The organism is Flavobacterium faecale (assembly GCF_048320115.1).
Classification (GTDB): domain Bacteria; phylum Bacteroidota; class Bacteroidia; order Flavobacteriales; family Flavobacteriaceae; genus Flavobacterium; species Flavobacterium faecale_A.
This window is the reverse complement of record NZ_CP182943.1, coordinates 2933463-2951926: the sequence shown is the minus strand read 5'-3', so window position 1 is coordinate 2951926 and position 18464 is coordinate 2933463. Positions and strand designations below refer to the sequence as shown.

The 18464-nt window shown below is 29.6% G+C and carries 14 protein-coding genes; 11 read left to right on the top strand and 3 right to left on the bottom strand.

Annotated features, from left to right (window positions below; all coding sequences use genetic code 11):
- From ACNH59_RS12120 to ACNH59_RS12110, 3 genes are all read right to left on the bottom strand, one after another.
- A complete protein-coding gene (locus ACNH59_RS12120; RefSeq protein ID WP_341700908.1) occupies positions 1–300 on the bottom strand; it encodes a helix-turn-helix domain-containing protein in 300 nt (99 codons plus the stop codon).
- Between the two features lie 275 nt (positions 301–575).
- A complete protein-coding gene (locus ACNH59_RS12115) occupies positions 576–1409 on the bottom strand; it encodes an RteC domain-containing protein (RefSeq protein WP_418262793.1) in 834 nt (277 codons plus the stop codon).
- A 99-nt stretch (positions 1410–1508) separates the two neighbouring features.
- Positions 1509–2756 carry a site-specific integrase gene (locus tag ACNH59_RS12110; RefSeq protein ID WP_418262792.1) on the bottom strand — a complete coding sequence of 416 codons (1248 nt, stop codon included), beginning with the start codon at positions 2754–2756 and terminating at the stop codon, positions 1509–1511.
- A gap of 456 nt (positions 2757–3212) precedes the next feature.
- On the opposite strand from ACNH59_RS12110, the gene ACNH59_RS12105 reads away from it, so the two are divergent.
- The 11 genes from ACNH59_RS12105 to ACNH59_RS12055 all read left to right on the top strand — a co-directional run bounded on the left by ACNH59_RS12105 (position 3213) and on the right by ACNH59_RS12055 (position 18308).
- Positions 3213–4514 (top strand): tyrosine-type recombinase/integrase, encoded by a 1302-nt coding sequence (locus ACNH59_RS12105; protein ID WP_418262791.1) that lies wholly within the window; start codon positions 3213–3215, stop codon positions 4512–4514.
- Positions 4515–4551: 37 nt separating this feature from the next.
- Positions 4552–5943 (top strand): hypothetical protein, encoded by a 1392-nt coding sequence (locus ACNH59_RS12100; protein WP_418262790.1) that lies wholly within the window; start codon positions 4552–4554, stop codon positions 5941–5943.
- Positions 5944–6037: 94 nt separating this feature from the next.
- Positions 6038–6334 (top strand): helix-turn-helix domain-containing protein, encoded by a 297-nt coding sequence (locus ACNH59_RS12095; RefSeq protein WP_418262789.1) that lies wholly within the window; start codon positions 6038–6040, stop codon positions 6332–6334.
- A 2-nt stretch (positions 6335–6336) separates the two neighbouring features.
- Positions 6337–6609, top strand: a complete 273-nt coding sequence (locus tag ACNH59_RS12090) for a helix-turn-helix domain-containing protein (protein ID WP_418262788.1) — start codon at positions 6337–6339, stop codon at positions 6607–6609.
- A gap of 23 nt (positions 6610–6632) precedes the next feature.
- On the top strand, positions 6633–7520 hold the full coding sequence (locus ACNH59_RS12085; RefSeq protein WP_418262787.1) for a hypothetical protein: 888 nt from the start codon (positions 6633–6635) through the stop codon (positions 7518–7520).
- Between the two features lie 67 nt (positions 7521–7587).
- The gene (locus ACNH59_RS12080) at positions 7588–10878 is read left to right on the top strand and encodes a helicase-related protein (protein ID WP_418262786.1); all 3291 of its coding nucleotides are present in this window, start codon (positions 7588–7590) and stop codon (positions 10876–10878) included.
- Between the two features lie 8 nt (positions 10879–10886).
- On the top strand, positions 10887–15128 hold the full coding sequence (locus ACNH59_RS12075; protein WP_418262785.1) for an Eco57I restriction-modification methylase domain-containing protein: 4242 nt from the start codon (positions 10887–10889) through the stop codon (positions 15126–15128).
- A complete protein-coding gene (locus tag ACNH59_RS12070) occupies positions 15128–16189 on the top strand; it encodes a hypothetical protein (RefSeq protein ID WP_418262784.1) in 1062 nt (353 codons plus the stop codon). Before ACNH59_RS12075 ends, ACNH59_RS12070 begins: the two co-directional genes overlap by 1 nt.
- Before the next feature lie 34 nt (positions 16190–16223).
- Entirely contained in the window at positions 16224–16847 is a 624-nt protein-coding gene (locus ACNH59_RS12065) for an NADAR family protein (protein WP_418262783.1), read from the top strand.
- A 26-nt stretch (positions 16848–16873) separates the two neighbouring features.
- Positions 16874–17029, top strand: coding sequence for a hypothetical protein (locus ACNH59_RS12060; protein ID WP_418262782.1), 156 nt, complete (start codon positions 16874–16876; stop codon positions 17027–17029).
- A gap of 262 nt (positions 17030–17291) precedes the next feature.
- Entirely contained in the window at positions 17292–18308 is a 1017-nt protein-coding gene (locus tag ACNH59_RS12055; protein WP_418262781.1) for an IS110 family transposase, read from the top strand.
- Positions 18309–18464: the final 156 nt, after the last annotated feature.

Genomic DNA, 18464 nt, shown 5'->3' with positions numbered 1-18464 from the left:
TCATCTTTCAAGCATTTTATTAATATCCTCATATTTGTAGTAAATGATACCACCAATACGTTTGAATTTAAGTGTTCCGTTTATACGTAGATTTTGAAGTGTTCCCGGAGAGATTTTAAGTAGTTTACGAACTTCAGAAGACTTTAGCCATTGTGGTATTTCTTCTTTTTGAGAAGATGATTTTATTTCGTTTAGTAGTAAGTTACCAAAGTTTAGTAAATCACGTTTTGTTACCACTTGATGGTTTAATAATTCGATGTTGTCGATTTCTGGGAAGAGTTTTTTAGGATGTAAATTCATGATGAAAGTATTTGATTTGATATAGTACAAATTACTTTCAATTGGTTGTTTTTAATTCACAAGGTGTACCCAAGTTGGGAATGATTTTTAATTAAATATTTTATAAAACCTTTCTGTTGTTGGGTTTGAATATTAAACTTTATGAGAAATGAAAATTTACATCGTTTAAAATTTGAGAAAAACACGTTGGATACTCTGAAAAAAGTATACCTGTATAACTTTTCACAAGTTCTACACAAGTTGGGAAAAAAAATCCAAGGTTTTAGCCTTGGATTTTATAGTTCATCTTCTTTCATTTTACGGTTGAGGTTCTCCGTAATGGTGTTCAAGAATTTGGTTTGGATGGTTTTTCGTGACTTGATATCAATAAATGCCCTGTAAATATTGTCTTCAATATCCACATTAAACATTTTACCGAAATATGTTGCTATCTCTTTTACATCACAATTTCCAGCATTAATTGCCCCAGACAGTTGTAGTGCATAGATTAATTCTACTAAATCTACTTTGGAAGCGGTCCAGTTGAGGTTGCTGTTTAATAAAGAGTTGTTAATTAAATGATTCCCATTTAATTCTTCTAATTTCTTTTCTAAATAACCTTCAAGAATTTCGTTGGCAATAAATGTTGCTAAAATGAAATCATGTGACGTACATAATTTTGAATCTGAAATTAAATGCGAACAGTTATCCCATAAGTTTTTGTATTGCTTACGGACAAAATATTCTTCGTCTTTATAAGATCCTTTTGAACGATAGTATTCATAGAATTCTTTGTTACTCATACCATATTCATAGAGCTTTACTAATTCTTTTTCATAATGCTTTTTTTTCTTCTTTTTTGTAGGCGGTAATGAACCTTCAATTTTTAATAGCTGCTGATGGTATATTATTTTAGAAACCATTTTTGGTTTTAGTTCTTTGAAGAACTGAATTTCTTCTTGAATGGTGCTAAAAATGTGGTTTTTAAGCCATTTACCAAGCTCTTTAAGTTTTTCTTGGATGAATTCAATCATCTTGTGACAAAGCTCTAAAACATCAGATTTAGAATTTTTTAATGCTTCATATTCACATTCAAATTCGTAAAAATAGTTGAAATCATAGAGCTTCATAAAATGACAAAATGGTTAAGTTGAGAGTGTCAAAATAAACCATTTTGTATTAATTTTCTATTCAGTTTTATTGTAAAAAGTTATCAACATCGAACCAAATCAGACAGGACCTAGCTTTTTATCAATTTGTACACTAGAAGCAAATTTTGATTTTAAAATCATCATGTCTTCGCTAATTTTTTTGTCTAAAATTTTAGCATAATGTTGCGTTGTTTTTAGATTTGTATGTCCGAGCATTTTACTTACAGTCTCCAATGGAACGCCATTGGAAAGCGTTACTGTAGTTGCAAAGGTATGACGTGCAATATGGAATGTTAAGTCTTTGTTGATTTCACATACATCTACAATTTCCTTTAGATAGGCATTCATTTTTTGATTTGATAAGATGGGAAGTAGACGATTTTCATTTTTGCAAACAGGATGCTCAGCATATTTATTAATGATTTCTTGCGCTACTGGTAATAATGGAATTTTAGAGGTTGTCTCTGTTTTTTGTCGGTTTTTAAATATCCATTTATCACCATCTATACCCAAAGAAATATTATCAAAAGTTAATTGTTTCACATCGATATAAGCAAGTCCGGTAAAGCAGCTGAAAATGAATATATCGCGAACTAATTCTAATCGTTCTGAAACAAACTTTTTGTTCAATATGGTTTCAATTTCTTTTTCGGTTAGGAATTCTCGAGTGACTTCTTTTACTTTTGATTTGTAGTTTGCAAAAGGATCTTTATTTAACCATCCGTTGGCCAAGCATTGGTTAATGATTTTGTGAAAGTTCTTAATGTACTTTACAGCTGTATTATTAGCACACTTTCTGACACTACGCAAATAGAATTCGTACTCCATAATAAACGAATGGTCTATCTTTTCAATATTGATATCTGAAATGTTATACTTCCAGAAAAGGAAGTCTTTTGTGTGCTTTAAAGAAGTTTGATAACGTTCTAATGTTCCTGGTGCATATTCTTGTCCAACTAGTTCTTTGATTTTGCGGTTGTGTTCTTCGAAGATTGGAATAAGCATACGCTCGCGTTCTTTTTTGTCTTGTATCTCGTTCTTGAAGTTTTCATATGTTATTGGTATTTGTTTCATGAACAATTTCTTCTCGATTTCATAAACTTTGGCTCGTAACATTTCAAGATGACTATTTACCGTTCTAGTCTCTTCTGAACTGCCTTTCATTTTCGACATTTCTGTAGACCATCTTTCAGGATTTATGTATTTACCTGTGCTGCTTTCTAATCTTTTCCCTTCAATAGTTATTCTTTGGAAAATTGGTGCTAAGCCTTGGCTATTGGCTTTGGCTCTTTTTAAGTAAAAAAGAATAGTGATTGTTGTGTTCATGGTGGTGACCTTTTTAATTAGTAATTAATTTAAATTTATTACCAACACAAAACAAGATGTCTGTTATTTGAACCCCTTGTTTTTAAAGGGTTACAAGAGATAGGGGTAGCTATTTTAAACAAGTATTCTAGTACCCCGAATTGTACACCTTTAAAATGAGAAACTATGAATATTTTGTATAGGTGTAAAATGAAAAAACCCTCTAAATCATACGATTTAAAGGGTTTTGATTAGGTTTTTTAGAAACCTAGCGGAGAAAGAGGGACTAGAATCCGCTTTTTCGTACTTTATTTTACTTTATCAAAACACCTGTTAACCCTTATTATATAAGGGTTTTGTTGTTTTTGATGATTAAGTTAAAACAAGCTAATTATATATAAATTCAGTCAATGTGGGGATTATGTGGGGATATTTTTGTATCTTTAAAGTATTGAAAAACCTAATAGTTCCGTACCAATGGCAACAATAAACTACCTCATAAAAGGTGAAAAAAACGCGACTAATATACTTTTGCGTTTCAAAAATGGAAGAAAATTCGACTTAACAGCATCTACAGATTTAAAAGTAGAGCCTAAAAGATGGAGTTCGGCAAAACAAAAAGTCAAACTGACAGCTGATGATTCAACTAAAGATGAAGTTAATAATAAGCTGGCTGAGCTGGAGAAATTCATTTTTGACGAATTCAATTCCGATAATAGCAAAGGAGAATTTATAGACAAGCACTGGCTCAAAAAGAAAATTGCTAATTTCTTTAACAGACCTATGGACGAAACAGCTGTAGACCAGGTGTTTTTTATTCCATTCACAGAAACCTTTATTAAAAATGCGCCAACTCGTATAATTAAGGGTAAAAATAAGGCAATTGCCAAAGGAACTATTACAAAGTACAATACAACACTCAACAAGTTAAAAGAGTACGAAGAACGCTTTAAAACAAAGCTAAAGTTTACTGATTTAGACTTGACTTTTTATGATAGATTCATAAACTTCCTGTCACAAGAGCAAAAGATAAATTTAGGAACAATTGGAAACTATATTGGTACAGTAAAAACAATTGCTAGAGACGCTAAATTGAAAGGCTTACCGGTACATCCACATATAGAGCATCCAAACTTTTTTGTTCCAAAAATTACTGCTGATAGTATTTATTTGAAAGATGAAGAAATCAACAAAATTTTCAATCATGATTTTAAAGGAGTAGAAAGATTAGAAAACACAAGGGACTTATTTATAATTGGATTGCGTACTGGATTAAGAATTTCAGATTTTTTAAGATTGAAAGATGCTAATATCAAAAATGGCTATATTGAAATTGAAACTCAAAAAACTGGTCAAACCGTTACAATTCCACTACATAAACAAGTTAAAGAAATTTTAGAGAAAAGAAATGGTTTTCCTAGAGCTATATCAGACCAAAAATTCAATGAACATGTAAAGGAATTATGTAAGGTAGCAAAATTCACAGAGAAAGTTCAAGGTTCAAAAATTAATCCTGACACAAAACGTAAGGAAGAAGGAGTTTATGAAAAATGGGAATTAGTTACATCTCACATTTGCCGCCGTTCATTTGCTACCAATTTATATGGCAAGTTGGATAACTTGACTATTATGGCTATCACTGGCCATCAAACAGAGACCCAGTTCCTCAAATACATCAAGATTACAAATACTGAGAAAGCTGATAAACTCAAAGAATACTGGAATAAGCAAAATGAAGAACAAAATATTGAAGAGAAAAAAATGAAAGTGATTAAGTAAGATAAAGTTTATTATATTTAGACTTTTATTTTTCAATATGCAAGCAGTAAGTTCCTTTATTAAGTTATTGGGTAAAAATTATTATTCTGATTTTATAATCAACATTAACTCTGAATATGTTGATTTTGATAAGTACATTATGTTGGTAAAACTAAATGGTACTTATTTTTATGAACTAAGCACCAGTGAAATTCTGATAAGAAGAAAAGAAATAATAAATAATATTAAAGAGCATTATCAGGATGCTTTAAATGAAGTTTCAACAATATTACTTTCACAAGATCCTTTAAAATTAAATTCCTATATCGAATTAAATGTAAAGGCAATAAAACTGCATCTAAATATTTTAAAAGATGATTTTTATATTGATAGTAACAAGTCTCGATATTATTCAGTTATTGAAGACAATCCTCAGCTGATAGATTTAGAAACTATCTATCAAGAAAATTCTAAAAAAGCAGAATTACTAGATGATATAGAGATTGATAAAAAAATTTATGAAGTAGTATACAGCTCAGATTTTAAAAAAGTTGAAAGTTTTTATTATTTGGGATTTTTATATCAACGTTCTAAGGCTTTAAGTATTTTACCTTTTTCTTTATTTTATATAGGTCAGCAATTTATACTTGAGCTATATAAAGTAAAGTCTTTGAATGATAAAGAACAAATTAATATAAATACAGTACCCAAAAGTCAAATGAAAGATACCTATTTTGATAAATTTTGTGAATTGATTGACGATATTAATGTTTTGGACAAATACACTGCAATCGGTGTAATGATTGATCTTCAACATTGCATTAAAGAAATTAAATCCGAAACACTTGCAGAACTTCAAGAGAAGGGAGTAAATAGAAACGATCATTTAGAGTTTAAAATTAATGAAGTCGAAAAAAGGAGTTATGCTAAAAATGCAAATATTAATTATATCCAAAAGTGGATTGATGAATATCAAATTAGTTTAACAGATTTATTTAGTAATTCTATTCAAGATAATCCTATTTATATTATGATTAACACTCATTATAAAGATATGGAGAAATTTTCGCAAGAAACTGATAAAGTCTACTATTTGCAATTAGATTTTCACCAATATTTCTGTAAGTATTATGCGGATGAACTGATTGAGTATTTTAAATCAAAAATGACGACCAAAAAAAGTATTATTGAAACCGAAGCCGAAACCGCAAATCAATTATCGGTTAATCAAGCAGTCATACTTTTAGACAGATTAGGTTTGTTTAGTTCATCCAAACTTGAAAACTTACCAAACACAAAAAAAGCCAAATTAATTAGCCAATTAATAGGTAAAAACGAGAAGAATATAAAAACAGCAATTGAAAAACTTGAATTAAAACCAAGCGAAATTAAACCTAATTATCAAAAGGATTTAGATAAAATACAACAACTTTTAAATAACTTGGAGTAACCTTTGGAGTACCTTTTGGAGTTACTCCAACAATAAGAAACAACAAACCTTACAATAGTTTTGTACCATCAATAACGATAAAATACATATCACGATGGAACAAAGTAAAATGACACAGGTATTTGGAGTTTCTCCAGAAGAATTCAAAGAAAGCATCTTAACAGATGTTAGAGCTGAAATTAAATCTCTAGCTCAAAACTTCCAACCCATTACTCCAACAGAGTACCTTACTCGACAAGAAACAGCTGAGATACTAAAAGTATCTTTGGTTACACTTTCTGATTGGAATAAAAAGAAAATCCTAAATCCATATCGTCTGGGAAATCTCATAAGATATAAACGCTCCGAAATAGAGCAAGCTTTAATTAGTATCAATCCTAAAAAGATCTAATAATGAGCCATCCATTTCAAGAAAACCTATTCCAAATTGAAAAGCGTTTAGAGGAGCTAACAAGCCTTGTATCTAAAAAACAAGAAAGAATATTTGATAAAGTTATTATTGATAATGACGAGTTTCAAAGATTGTTTAAAATTAGTCCAGGTACTGCTGCCAATTGGAGAGAGAAGGGATTAATTGCGTACAGTCAAATAAACAATAAAATTGTCTATAAAATAGAAGATATCAATAAGATGCTTGACGATAACTATCGCCCATTTAAAAAGTAATTTAAAATATATTTTTTAGATAAATGATAGATTTCATCAAAATAAAAATAACGGATGAAGCTCTAATAAATCAAGTATGGAATAATGAAATTTTAATATATGAAGGTAAATCTGAAAAGCGATTTGATGATGAAATAAAAGAACTCTTTTCAAAGAGTTACAAAAACCTATATTTTACAAAATTTCAAAACAGACTTGAGATAAAAGGCTCATTACACTATTTCTTTAATGATGGTTTACACAATGCTAATGATTTCAATATATATGATTGTATTGGAACAATTGAGCTAATAAAAGAGTTATTTAAACTCGATTTGAACCTGTGTAAACTCATTAATTTAGAATATGGTGTAAATATCAATCCTATTATTAAAGTTGATGAACTAGTGCAAAATTTAATCTATCATGAAAAGCGACAATTTACAAGACCTACAATACATTTTAATTATAAAATAGCAGGAAATGAAGCTTATAAACAAGTAAAAGCGTATGATAAAAGTGTGCAATTTCCAAACCATTGTAAGAATACATTTCGATTTGAAGTAAAGACAAAACAAGCTAAATTTATTCATAGTTTAGGACTGTTTACGCTTCAAAATCTAACTGATATGAAATATTATAATGCACTAATAAATTCATTAGTAAACGAATGGCATAATGTTTTACTATTTGACAAATCGAAAACTATTGATGATAAATTTTTCAATACTAACTTCTGGGAAGATATTCTAATAAACGGAAACCGAAACAAATTCAACAATCAAAAGAAGCTATATTATAAAAAAATAGGTACTGATAATCTGCATACCAACATCAAAAAATTAATAGAACGCAAAACACAATTATTAAAAAGTGTGCAAATTCCAACTACTATAAACTTGGAAACTGCACAGTATAGGATTTTGTTTTAAAAAAAAATAAAAAACATATAATTAAGTTTTAAAATATTATTTTTGGTCATTAACCTATTTTCAATAAATGTCTACAAAATTTTTTACAAACAAAGACCAAAATACACTACAACAAAAGTTTAAAGGAATATTTGAGCATTTACCAATTCATTATTTTGATGCATTAGTAGGCTACTTTCGTTCATCTGGCTATTTTAAAATTAGAGAGTTTCTAAAAGATGTTGAAGAAATTAGAATATTGGTTGGTATTGATGTTGATCATTTAATTAGTGATGCTGCAAAGAAAGGTTTAGAGTTTAACTTCAACACAGATATTACTCGTGAGGAATTTATAAAAGAGTTCAAAGAAGATATTCAACAATCCGAATACAACCAAAAAGTTGAAGAAGGAATTTTACAATTCATTTATGAAGTTGGTATTGGAAAAATAAAAGTAAAAGCGCATCCCGATAAAAATATTCACGCTAAAATTTACATTTTTAGACCTAAAAATTGGAACCAACACAATAGCGGTTCAGTTATAACAGGTTCAAGTAATTTGAGTGAAAATGGTTTGGATAAAAACTTTGAATTCAATGTTGAATTAAGAGATTATGATGATGTAGTATTCGCAAACGAAACTTTTGAAAATTTATGGTCGGAAGCAATTGATATTTTACCTTATGAAATTGCTAATGTAAAAAAAGACACTTTTTTAAATGATGAATTTTCTCCATTTGATTTATACATAAAACTCTTAATTGAATATTTCGGAAAAAGTATCGAATATGATCCAGAGTCAATTACGGATTTACCAAAAGGATATAAAAAATTAGCTTATCAGATAGACGCTGTAAATGATGGTTATAACAAACTACTACGACATAGCGGATTTATTTTAGCAGATGTTGTTGGATTGGGCAAAACTATTATTGCTACTATTATTGCTAAAAAATTCTATTTTGCTAATGGTTATAGATCTAAAATATTAATTGTTTATCCTCCAGCTTTAGAAAACAGTTGGAAAAAAACTATTAGAGATTTTGAAGTTCCTGGAGTAGATTTTATTACTAATGGTAGTCTACACCAAATTAAGCACCCAGAAGATTATGATTTAATCATTGTTGATGAAGCGCATAAATTCCGTTCTGATGAATCGGAACGATTTAATCAGCTACAAAAAATATGCAAGACTCCAAGAAAGAAAAAGGGGAATGACGGAAGCAATCAAAAGAAAGTAATTTTAGTTACTGCAACTCCATTAAACAATAAACCAGATGATATCAGAAATCAATTGTATTTATTCCAAGATTCCAAAAAATCTTCGATTGATGGTGTTCCTAATGGAAACTTACAACACTTTTTTAGACCATTAATTGACAGATATACCAAATTAAAAGCAGAAAAAGACCAGCATAAAATTGCAAAAGGAGTTAAAGAAATTTACACCGAAATAAGAAATAAAATAATAGAACCTATTGTTGTGAGAAGAACAAGAACCGATATTAGAAACACACCAAATTATTGGGATGATATTGTAGCTCAAGGTGTAACTTTCCCCAATATTAACCCTCCAAAACAAATTCTATATCAACTTGATAATACTACTGATGAGTTGTATGACAGAACATTGAAATTAGTGCGAGACACAAAAAATGGTCTTGGTTATTATCGTTATCAAGCCATTAAGTTTTTAAATGAAGAAGCTAAAAAACAATATCAAAAAGCTACAGGAGTAGACCCAAAAAAAGCAGATAGGATTTCTGAACAATTGGCTCATATAATGAGAATACTTTTAGTGAAAAGAATTGATAGTAGTTTCTTTGCTTTTAAAATGAGTTTAGAGCGTTTTTATAATGCTAATCAATCTATGATGAAAATGATAGATAATGGTAAAATATACATTTCAAAAAAGCACAATGTAAACGATTTTATTCTTGATGAAAATGAAGAAGAATTAGAAAGGTTATTGTTAGATGCTGAAACTCCTGATTTAATTCAAGGTTTTGAAACAGAAGCTTTTGATGAAGAGTTTATTAAAGGTATAAAGCGTGATAATGAAATCTTAAAACAGTTGTATGAAGATTGGAAGTTAATAATCGATGATCCAAAATACAATACTTTTATTTATAAAATTAAAAACGAATTATTAAAAGCAGAGTTTAACGATAATAAAAAATTATTAGTCTTTTCGGAATCTAAAGAGACTACTAAACATATTGTTGAAAGACTTAAAGAAGATGGTATAACTAAAATATTAGCAATTGATAGTAGCAATCAAAAAGACAATTCGGAAACTATTGCCTTGAATTTTGATGCTAATATTCCGTTATTGGAACAAAAAAACGATTACGACATAATAATTACTACTGAAGTTTTAGCGGAAGGTGTCAATTTACATCGTTCCAATATTATTTTAAATTATGATATTCCTTGGAATGCAACTCGTTTAATGCAACGTATTGGTCGTGTTAATCGTATTGGAACTCCTTCAAAAGATATTTATATCTACAACTTTTTCCCAACTTCAAGAACAGATAATGAAATTGAGTTGAACAAAAAAGCCTATATGAAATTACAGGCTTTCCATTCTGCTTTAGGAGAAGACAGTCAAATATATTCTACTGATGAAGAATTTGATTCTTTTGGTTTATTTGAGAAAATTCCAGAAGAAGAAAAAGATGAACGTTTGGAATACCTAAACTTTTTGAGAAAATTCAGAGATGAAAATCCAGATGAGTATCATAGAATAAAAAACAAAATACCTACAAGAGCAAGAACAGGAAGAAAAAATAAATCGGCAAAAGAACAAACAATAACGTTTATTAAAAACAAAAAGAGAGATACATTTTATTTAATTTATCCTGATTTTTCATTGGAAGAACTAACTTTTGTTGAAGCAGCACGATTGTATAAAGCTGAAATATCCGAAAGAGCAGTTGGATTACATTCATTACATCACGAACAAATTAACACTGCATTAACCTCTTTTATTACAGGCGAAAGTATAACCAATCTTGGAGATAAAGCAAATGTAAAGTTGGGGCCAAATGAAAGTAGAGCAATTAGTTTTATAGAAAAACAATTATTACAAGAATTCATTACTCCCGATGATAAAGATTTAATAAATGCAGGTGCTACAGCAATTAGACGAGGTAAATTTCAAAAACTGCCAAGGGAAATCAACAAACTGATTAAAGATGCCGTTTCAAAAAAACCCTCTTTATCAGAAACCTATAACAATGTTATGAAGTTACTTAAGTCATATCCTTTATTAGAAGCCGTTTCAGAATTTGTAGAACAGGAGAAAATAGTACCTAAAAGAATTATTAAGACAGATAAACCTGCAATTATTTTATCTGAATCGTTTACAATATAAATAGAACTATGAGCCAAAACATAAATAATTTATTTGCTAACAAGTACAATTCCGAAGAATGGAAATCATTGCTTAAAGTTTTGTTTAAAAACAAATCGGCATCATTCTATAAAACAGCATTAAACAGAAAAGAAAACGATAAAAAAGCACACGAATTAGCTGATTCAATTTTAGAATTTGGGGATTTAAAGCTCGATGATAATTCTAGAATCTTGTTTTATGAAATCAAACTAATAGATGACAAGCAAATCAATAGTCGTGTTGGGTTACGAAATATTATACACTCTGATGTAATTCCAGGTGATGTAGATGGTATTATAGCTACGTATTACAATGAAAAAGCTAATGATTGGCGATTGACATTTATTTCAAAATCATTGTATTGGGATGAAGAATACAACCAAATTAAGGAAGAAACACACCCTAAAAGATACACCTATGTTTTAGGAAAAGGAGAAAGTATTAAAACAGCTCTTAATCAGTTTGATTGGTTGTTTAACGAGATTAGAAATAAGGAAATATCCATAAAAGACCTTATTAAAACCTTTTCGGTTGAAAAGATATCAAATGACTTTTTCAAAAAATACTTTGACCATTTTAAATTATTAGTTGGTTACATTTCTGATAATCCTGATGCGTTTTCGTTTTTTAAAAACCAAGTAGATAAAAACAAACCTAACAAAGAACAACAAGAAGATGCCGAAAAATTAGTGCGCCAATTTGTTAAAAAATTAATGGGGAGAATTGTTTTTTTGTATTTCTTGCAAAAGAAAGGTTGGTTGGGAGTTCCTGCCAATGAACCTTGGGGTAATGGCGAAAAAGATTTTATTTCGAGATTATTTACTTCTTTTACAGACAAAAACGATTTTTACAACAAATGTTTAGCACCTCTTTTCTTCAATACCTTAAATAAAGAAAGATACACTATTAATGATATTTTTGAAATAACACAAACAAGAATCCCCTATCTAAATGGTGGATTGTTTGACAAAGATCAAATTGAACCTGATGAAATAAAAATAAAACCTGATTTATTTGCCGACTTATTTGAGTTTTTCGACCAGTATAACTTTACAATAGACGAAAACAGTCCAGACGACCAAGATATTGGTATTGACCCAGAAATGCTAGGACTTATTTTTGAAAACTTATTAGAAGACAATAAAGACAAAGGTACTTTCTATACACCAAAAGAAGTAGTTCACTTTATGTGTAAAGAAAGTATTAGTCAATATGTTGCTGATACTTTAAAAGCTACAGCTACAGAAAAGGAATTAAAAGAAATTGCTGTATATATTAAGCAATCTTCTAATAAGATTGATATTGAAATTATTGAACGTTTTGCGGAACGAATTGACAAAGCCTTAACCGATTGCAAAATTTGTGATCCAGCCATTGGTTCAGGGGCTTTCCCGATGGGAATGGTATTTGAAATTATGCGTCTCAAAAAAGGATTGCAAGTCATTTATAAACAAGAAGACTTTATTTATCTCAAAGAGAAATTAAACATCATCAAAAATAATATTTACGGAGTGGACCTCGACAAAGGTGCGGTAGATATTGCACGTTTGCGTTTTTGGTTATCGTTAATTGTAGATGAAAAAGAACCTAAACCTTTGCCTAATCTTGACTATAAAATTATGCAAGGCAATTCATTGGTAGAATCCTTTGAAGGCGTCTTTCTTGGAAAAGATATTGAAAAAGGAGACGATAAAACACTAACTATTGTAAAACCACAGTTATCAATGTTTGGCGAACCTGAAATAGAAAGTCAAACCCAATTAAATCTTTCAGATTCAGATAAAAAAAGTCTTAAAGATTTAGTCGAATTGTATTTTAGTGAAGAAGATTATAAAAAACTAAAAATCTCAAAAGCAGAGATTGCAAGTCAAATCGATGCTAAAATTCACGACAAATTAGATTTGTTATTTGATGCTCAAAAGGAATCATTAGACATACAAATTGGACAAATTGAATACAAAAAGAGTTTGATTTCTAATGTAGATAAACCTGAAGCTACCAAACTAAAAAACATAAAAGCATTAGAAAAATTAGATAGAGAACTAAAACCTTTATTAAAAGAGAAAGAGTTATTAGGTTCTAAAATAGAAAAACTCTATAAACTGCAAGACGCTTCCGAAAGACCTTATTTTCTTTGGCATCATTTTTTTGGTAATGTATTGAACGAAGGCAAAAAAGGTTTTGATATTGTTATTGGAAATCCTCCTTATGGCGGAACAAAAATTGATGACAAAACACAAGAAGAATACAAACTCGCCAGCAAAGACCCTTATGGTGCGTTTATGAGTATGGCACTTAATAAACTGCTCAAACCAAACGGTATTTTGTGTTACATCGTTTCGGATACTTGGCTTACTATAAAAAGTCATAAACCTTTGCGGGAACAAATATTGCAATACGACCTTAAAAATGTAATACGACTGCATAAAGACTGCTTTAATGCCACTGTAAATTCGTGCATATTTACAGTAAAGAAAACAGTAGTTAGTAACGCTGTCATACCGAGCGCAGTCGAGGGACAAATAATAGCCGCCGACCTTACCAACATTTCCACCCGAAAACAAATACCCGAGTTTAGAGAAAAACTATTTCATCTTGAAGATTATATTGGACAATACACTCCTGAATTTGCTGTGTATTCTTATCCTCAAACTTTGTTGCAGACTAACAGTAACCATCCTATTATAGTAGGTAGCCCAAAGCTATTTGCTTTAATGAATGATACTACGGTGCCTATAATAGATAAAGATATAAATGGCGCAACAATAGCGGTTAGACAAGTTGAATTTAATGACAAAACGATTGAATTAGTACGTTTTGGTGATGTTGCCGATGTAAAAGTTGGTTTGCAAACAGGTGACAATAAAAATTATTTGTTTCAAAAAGCAAATTCAAGAGGAAATTATAGAGATATTGATTTATTTAAAGAATTTTTATTGACTGATGGAGATTTGGAAACCATTAGAAATAATGAAACCATTCGCTTAAAAGTGATTGAAAACGGAATTCATAAAACAAATACTGAAACTAATTTTGATAACGATTGTTATTTTGATGGACGATTTATTGCTCCTTATGACAAAGGAGGAGAAAGTGACACTGATAGTGGTTGGTTACCTAATTATTATGTACCTACAAATTATTTTATTGATTGGAGTTGTGATGCAGTTTATAATATGAAAACTAAAACAGTAGAAAATAACAATAAAATAGCTTCAAGATTTCAAAATATTGATTTTTATTATAAGTTGGGTATTTCATTTTCTGATTCTGGCGAATATGCTTCAACTTTTAGAATAAGTTCAGGCGGTGTTTTTGATCAAAAAGGGTCTTGTATTTTTTCTGGTTTTTTTACTGTTAATCTTTTAACTATACTTAATTCAAAATTAATTAGATGTTTTAGTAAACTTTATATAAATCATTCTATCAGTTCTCACGTAGATAGCCAAAAAATATTACCAATAGCAATTACACAAGAAAATGAAAAATTAGAATTATTATTAAATACAATAATAGAAAACCAAAAGAAAAACCCTCGTTATAATTATTTTGCCAATGAACAAAAAGAAATAGACCAATTGGTTTACGAATTGTATGACTTAAATGAAGATGATATAAATGAGGTAGAAACTTGGTTTGCACGCCGTTATCCTAAATTAGCAAAATATGCATACTATCAATCGGCAGAAGAATTATTGCAAAAACAGTTGCAACAAGTAAATGCCAATGATAAAATAATACAATTATTAGCTAAAGGCGAGAGCAAAACAGTAGAATTTAAAAGTACACTCCGTTATTGTTTACGTCAAAATAACCCACAAAAGTATGTAGAGCATTCGGCCATCAAAAACTTAGCTGCTTTTCTTAATAGCGAAGGTGGCACTTTATTTATTGGTGTGGATGATGATGGCAACATTTTAGGTTTAGAAAATACAGACTTTGCAAGTTTCAAAGGAGATAATAAAAAAGACGAATTTATAAAACACTTTGACAATTTGGTTCAAAACTATTTTGGCAACAATATGGTGCATAAATTCAAAGTAGAGTTTGAAACTATTGACAATAAAACCATTGCTTTAATTCACATAAAAGACAAAGCTACAGCACCAATTATAATTACAAACCCCGAGAAAAATAACCAAGAAGAATTTTATGTTCGTCGTAACGCCAGTGCAGTAGCCTTGACAATGTATGAAATGTTGAATTATAGTAAAGAAAATTGGGAGTAATGATAAAAGAAATAATAGAAAATATCGTTGCAATTACCCAGGATTACCATTCAGATTATAATAATGGTTTTGTAATGACTCCACAACACGTTTTAGAATGGGTAAATCAGTTTGAGGAAAAGGATAGAGTATTTGTTTTGAATGAAGTATTACATATTTTACAACAAGGGGTTTATATATCAAAAGCAAAAGCAAAAGAAATACTATGGGAATTTTTAAATAAAGCCATGACATTCTTTGGCTATCAAAGTATTGAAATGTTTTTAAGAGAAACACATTTTATTAATTCACAAGCAGCACATAAAAGCCAATCTGTCTTATTAAAGTTACTTAATGATATATTGGTTGAAAAAACAGGTTTCAAAATGGAAATATGTGGTTCTTTAGGAGTAAGGAATTATATTTATTTAGATGATGTTTTAGCTAGTGGTGGTACATTCAAATTTGCGATAAAAAAATTTATTGAAGAAAATAATTTATTAAAAAGACTAATTAACAAGGAGTTACGAATATTATCATTCTTCTTTTGTACTCATTCTTGGGGATTAGACAATACTAGATATTCGTTAAAAAAGTTGTTTGACGATGAAAATTATTTTTTAGACGTTTCCAAATTTCCAGTAGGTAGTTACTATAAAATTGAAAATAATTTAAAAGGATTTAATCCAAAATTGAATTTAGTGTATCCAGAAAAGTCAAAAAACGGATACGATGCGTATTTAGTAAGTTTAGAAACTGCAACACTTCAACCAGATAAAGCATATAGAAAAGGAACTCAACCCAGCCAAGAAGCGTTTTTCTCTTCTAGAGCAAATAGAAATCGATTAGAGCAAATATTTTTAGATAAAGGAATTGAAATTATCAGTAAAATTCAGGATAAAAGTATTAAACATAAACATAGACCTTTAGGTAAAACCTATCCTAGTTATAAAACTTTTGGTACTGGAACTTTGTTTTTTACTTGGCGTAATATTAGTAATACTTGCCCTATTGTATTTTGGTGGGATAATCCGGCACACAATTGGAAAGGGCTTTTTCCGCTACATAATAGAGGAATTTAAAAATTAATTATTTATATTTACTTAAGTTTGCACTATGGATATCAGAAATTACAACTCAAAAGAGGCGATTGTTTTTAGAAAAACAACAGAAGCATTTGGTGGTTTGTCCAATATGGCTTCGGGTTATGCTTTGTATGTAAACGAAGTAATAATACCTTCTTCGGAGCATTTATATCAAGCTATGCGTTATCCAACTAATCCAGAGATTCAATTTGAAATTATTAGTCAAGATAATGCGATGAAAGCTAAGATGATTAGCAATAAATATAAATCTCAATATTCTCGTCCTGATTGGGAAAAAATTCAAATAAAAATAATGCGTTGGGTATTAGAATTAAAACTCGCTCAAAATTGGGATAAGTTCAGCACAATACTTCAAGAAACTCAAAATAGATCTATTGTAGAATATGCGACAGATAATAAAATTTGGGGAGCAAAACCATCTAATAACAATGAATTAGTTGGTGTAAATGCATTAGGTAGATTGTTGATGGAACTCAGAGTAAAATATGTTTTTAATGAAGATAAACGTTTATATTGTGTAAATCCACCAAACGTACCTGCTCTTTTACTTTACAATCAGTATGTTGATGTGGTATGTGATGATAGAATTATAGATTTTCACAATGAAGACTTATTTGAGGAGAATTATATTTAAATAAAAAATAATTTTAGCTTTAAAATATGGCTTCAAAAATTAAATCAATCCCCATTTTAAAGGATAATGTAGCACAAAATTTTACAACTATAATTGCTTTCAATACTTTAAAAAAACAGTCTATTAATTTTTCTAAGCAAGCAACTATTGCGTCTGAAATTTTAAAAAAAGCTAAAATATAATTTTCAAAATAACATTTCCGTTCCAAACATCACGGGCAATCCTTTAGTTTTGTCAAGGCAATAAATTTGTATTTTTAAATCAACAACCCAACCGATAAAGTGAACCTACGTGGCAATAGAAGCTAACGACTTATCGCTTGATTAGGACTTTATCGGTTTTTACTGGAAAAGCATCAGAGTAGTAATTCAGGCGTTAAGGCCTAATATCAAGGTTTCGATAGTTTTCAGTATGCAGGTTGCTAATCTTAAAAAAGTCTTGATTATGAACAAATTTAAACATTTTCTTGGGATAGATATATCCAAAGAATTCTTTGATGCAGTAATTATTTTAGATGGTAAAAAAGAACAAAGCACTCACAATCAATTTAGAAACAACGCAACAGGCTTGAAGGGATTATGTAAATGGCTTAAAGAGCTAGATGCAACTTCCGAAAACACATTGATTTGTTTAGAACATACTGGGATGTATGGAAAATTGGTTATCAAACATTTACTTTCTTTTGGATTTTCTTTGTGGGTAGAAATGTCTCTAAAGATAATCCGTAGCATTGGAATGCAAAGAGGCAAGAACGATAAAGTAGATGCTTTTAGGATTGCTTATTATGCTATGAAAAATGCAGATGAAGCAATTGTTTATAAAGCACCTCGTAAAGTGATTGAGAAAATTAGAATACTTCTTTCAGTTCGTGATAAGTTAATCCAATATAAAGGATCTTTATTGCGGCATACTAATGAACTAAAATCATTTGACGCTGAACTTTTTAAATTATCAACCAATCACCAAAAGAATGCTATCAAAGGTTTTGATAAAGATTTAAAAAATATTGAAAATCAATTAAATCTTTTAATTAAAGAAGATGAAGCGTTAAATACTATTTATACACAAGCTACATCTGTTCCTGGAATCGGAAAAATAACAACGTTAGCTCTAATTTGTTTTACAAATGAATTCAAAATGTATTCAACACCTAGACAATTAGCTTGTTATTCTGGAGTAGCTCCTTTTGAATATTCGTCAGGAAAGAGTATCAGAGCAAAACCTAGAGTAAACAATATGGCAAATAAAAAATTAAAGAAGCAGCTACACATGTGTGCTCTAGCAGCTGCAACGTATGATCCAGAATTAAATTTATATTATCAAAGAAAAGTAGAGGAAAATAAGAACAAATTACTTATTCTAAATAATGTTAAAAACAAACTAATTCATAGAATTTGTGCTTGCATTAGAGAAAATAGAACTTACCAAATAAAACCACAAATTGAATTTGTATCTTTATAATTACCTAGTTTAAGCAGAAATTAGGCTCTGCTGAGGAGCAACCTATCAGGAATACAACTATGGTGCCGACGAATAAGTCAAACGAAAAAGGGAGGTTAAAATCTTCCTTTTTTATCACTTATTCAGAGGCGACATATGCCTAAAAAAACCTTTAAT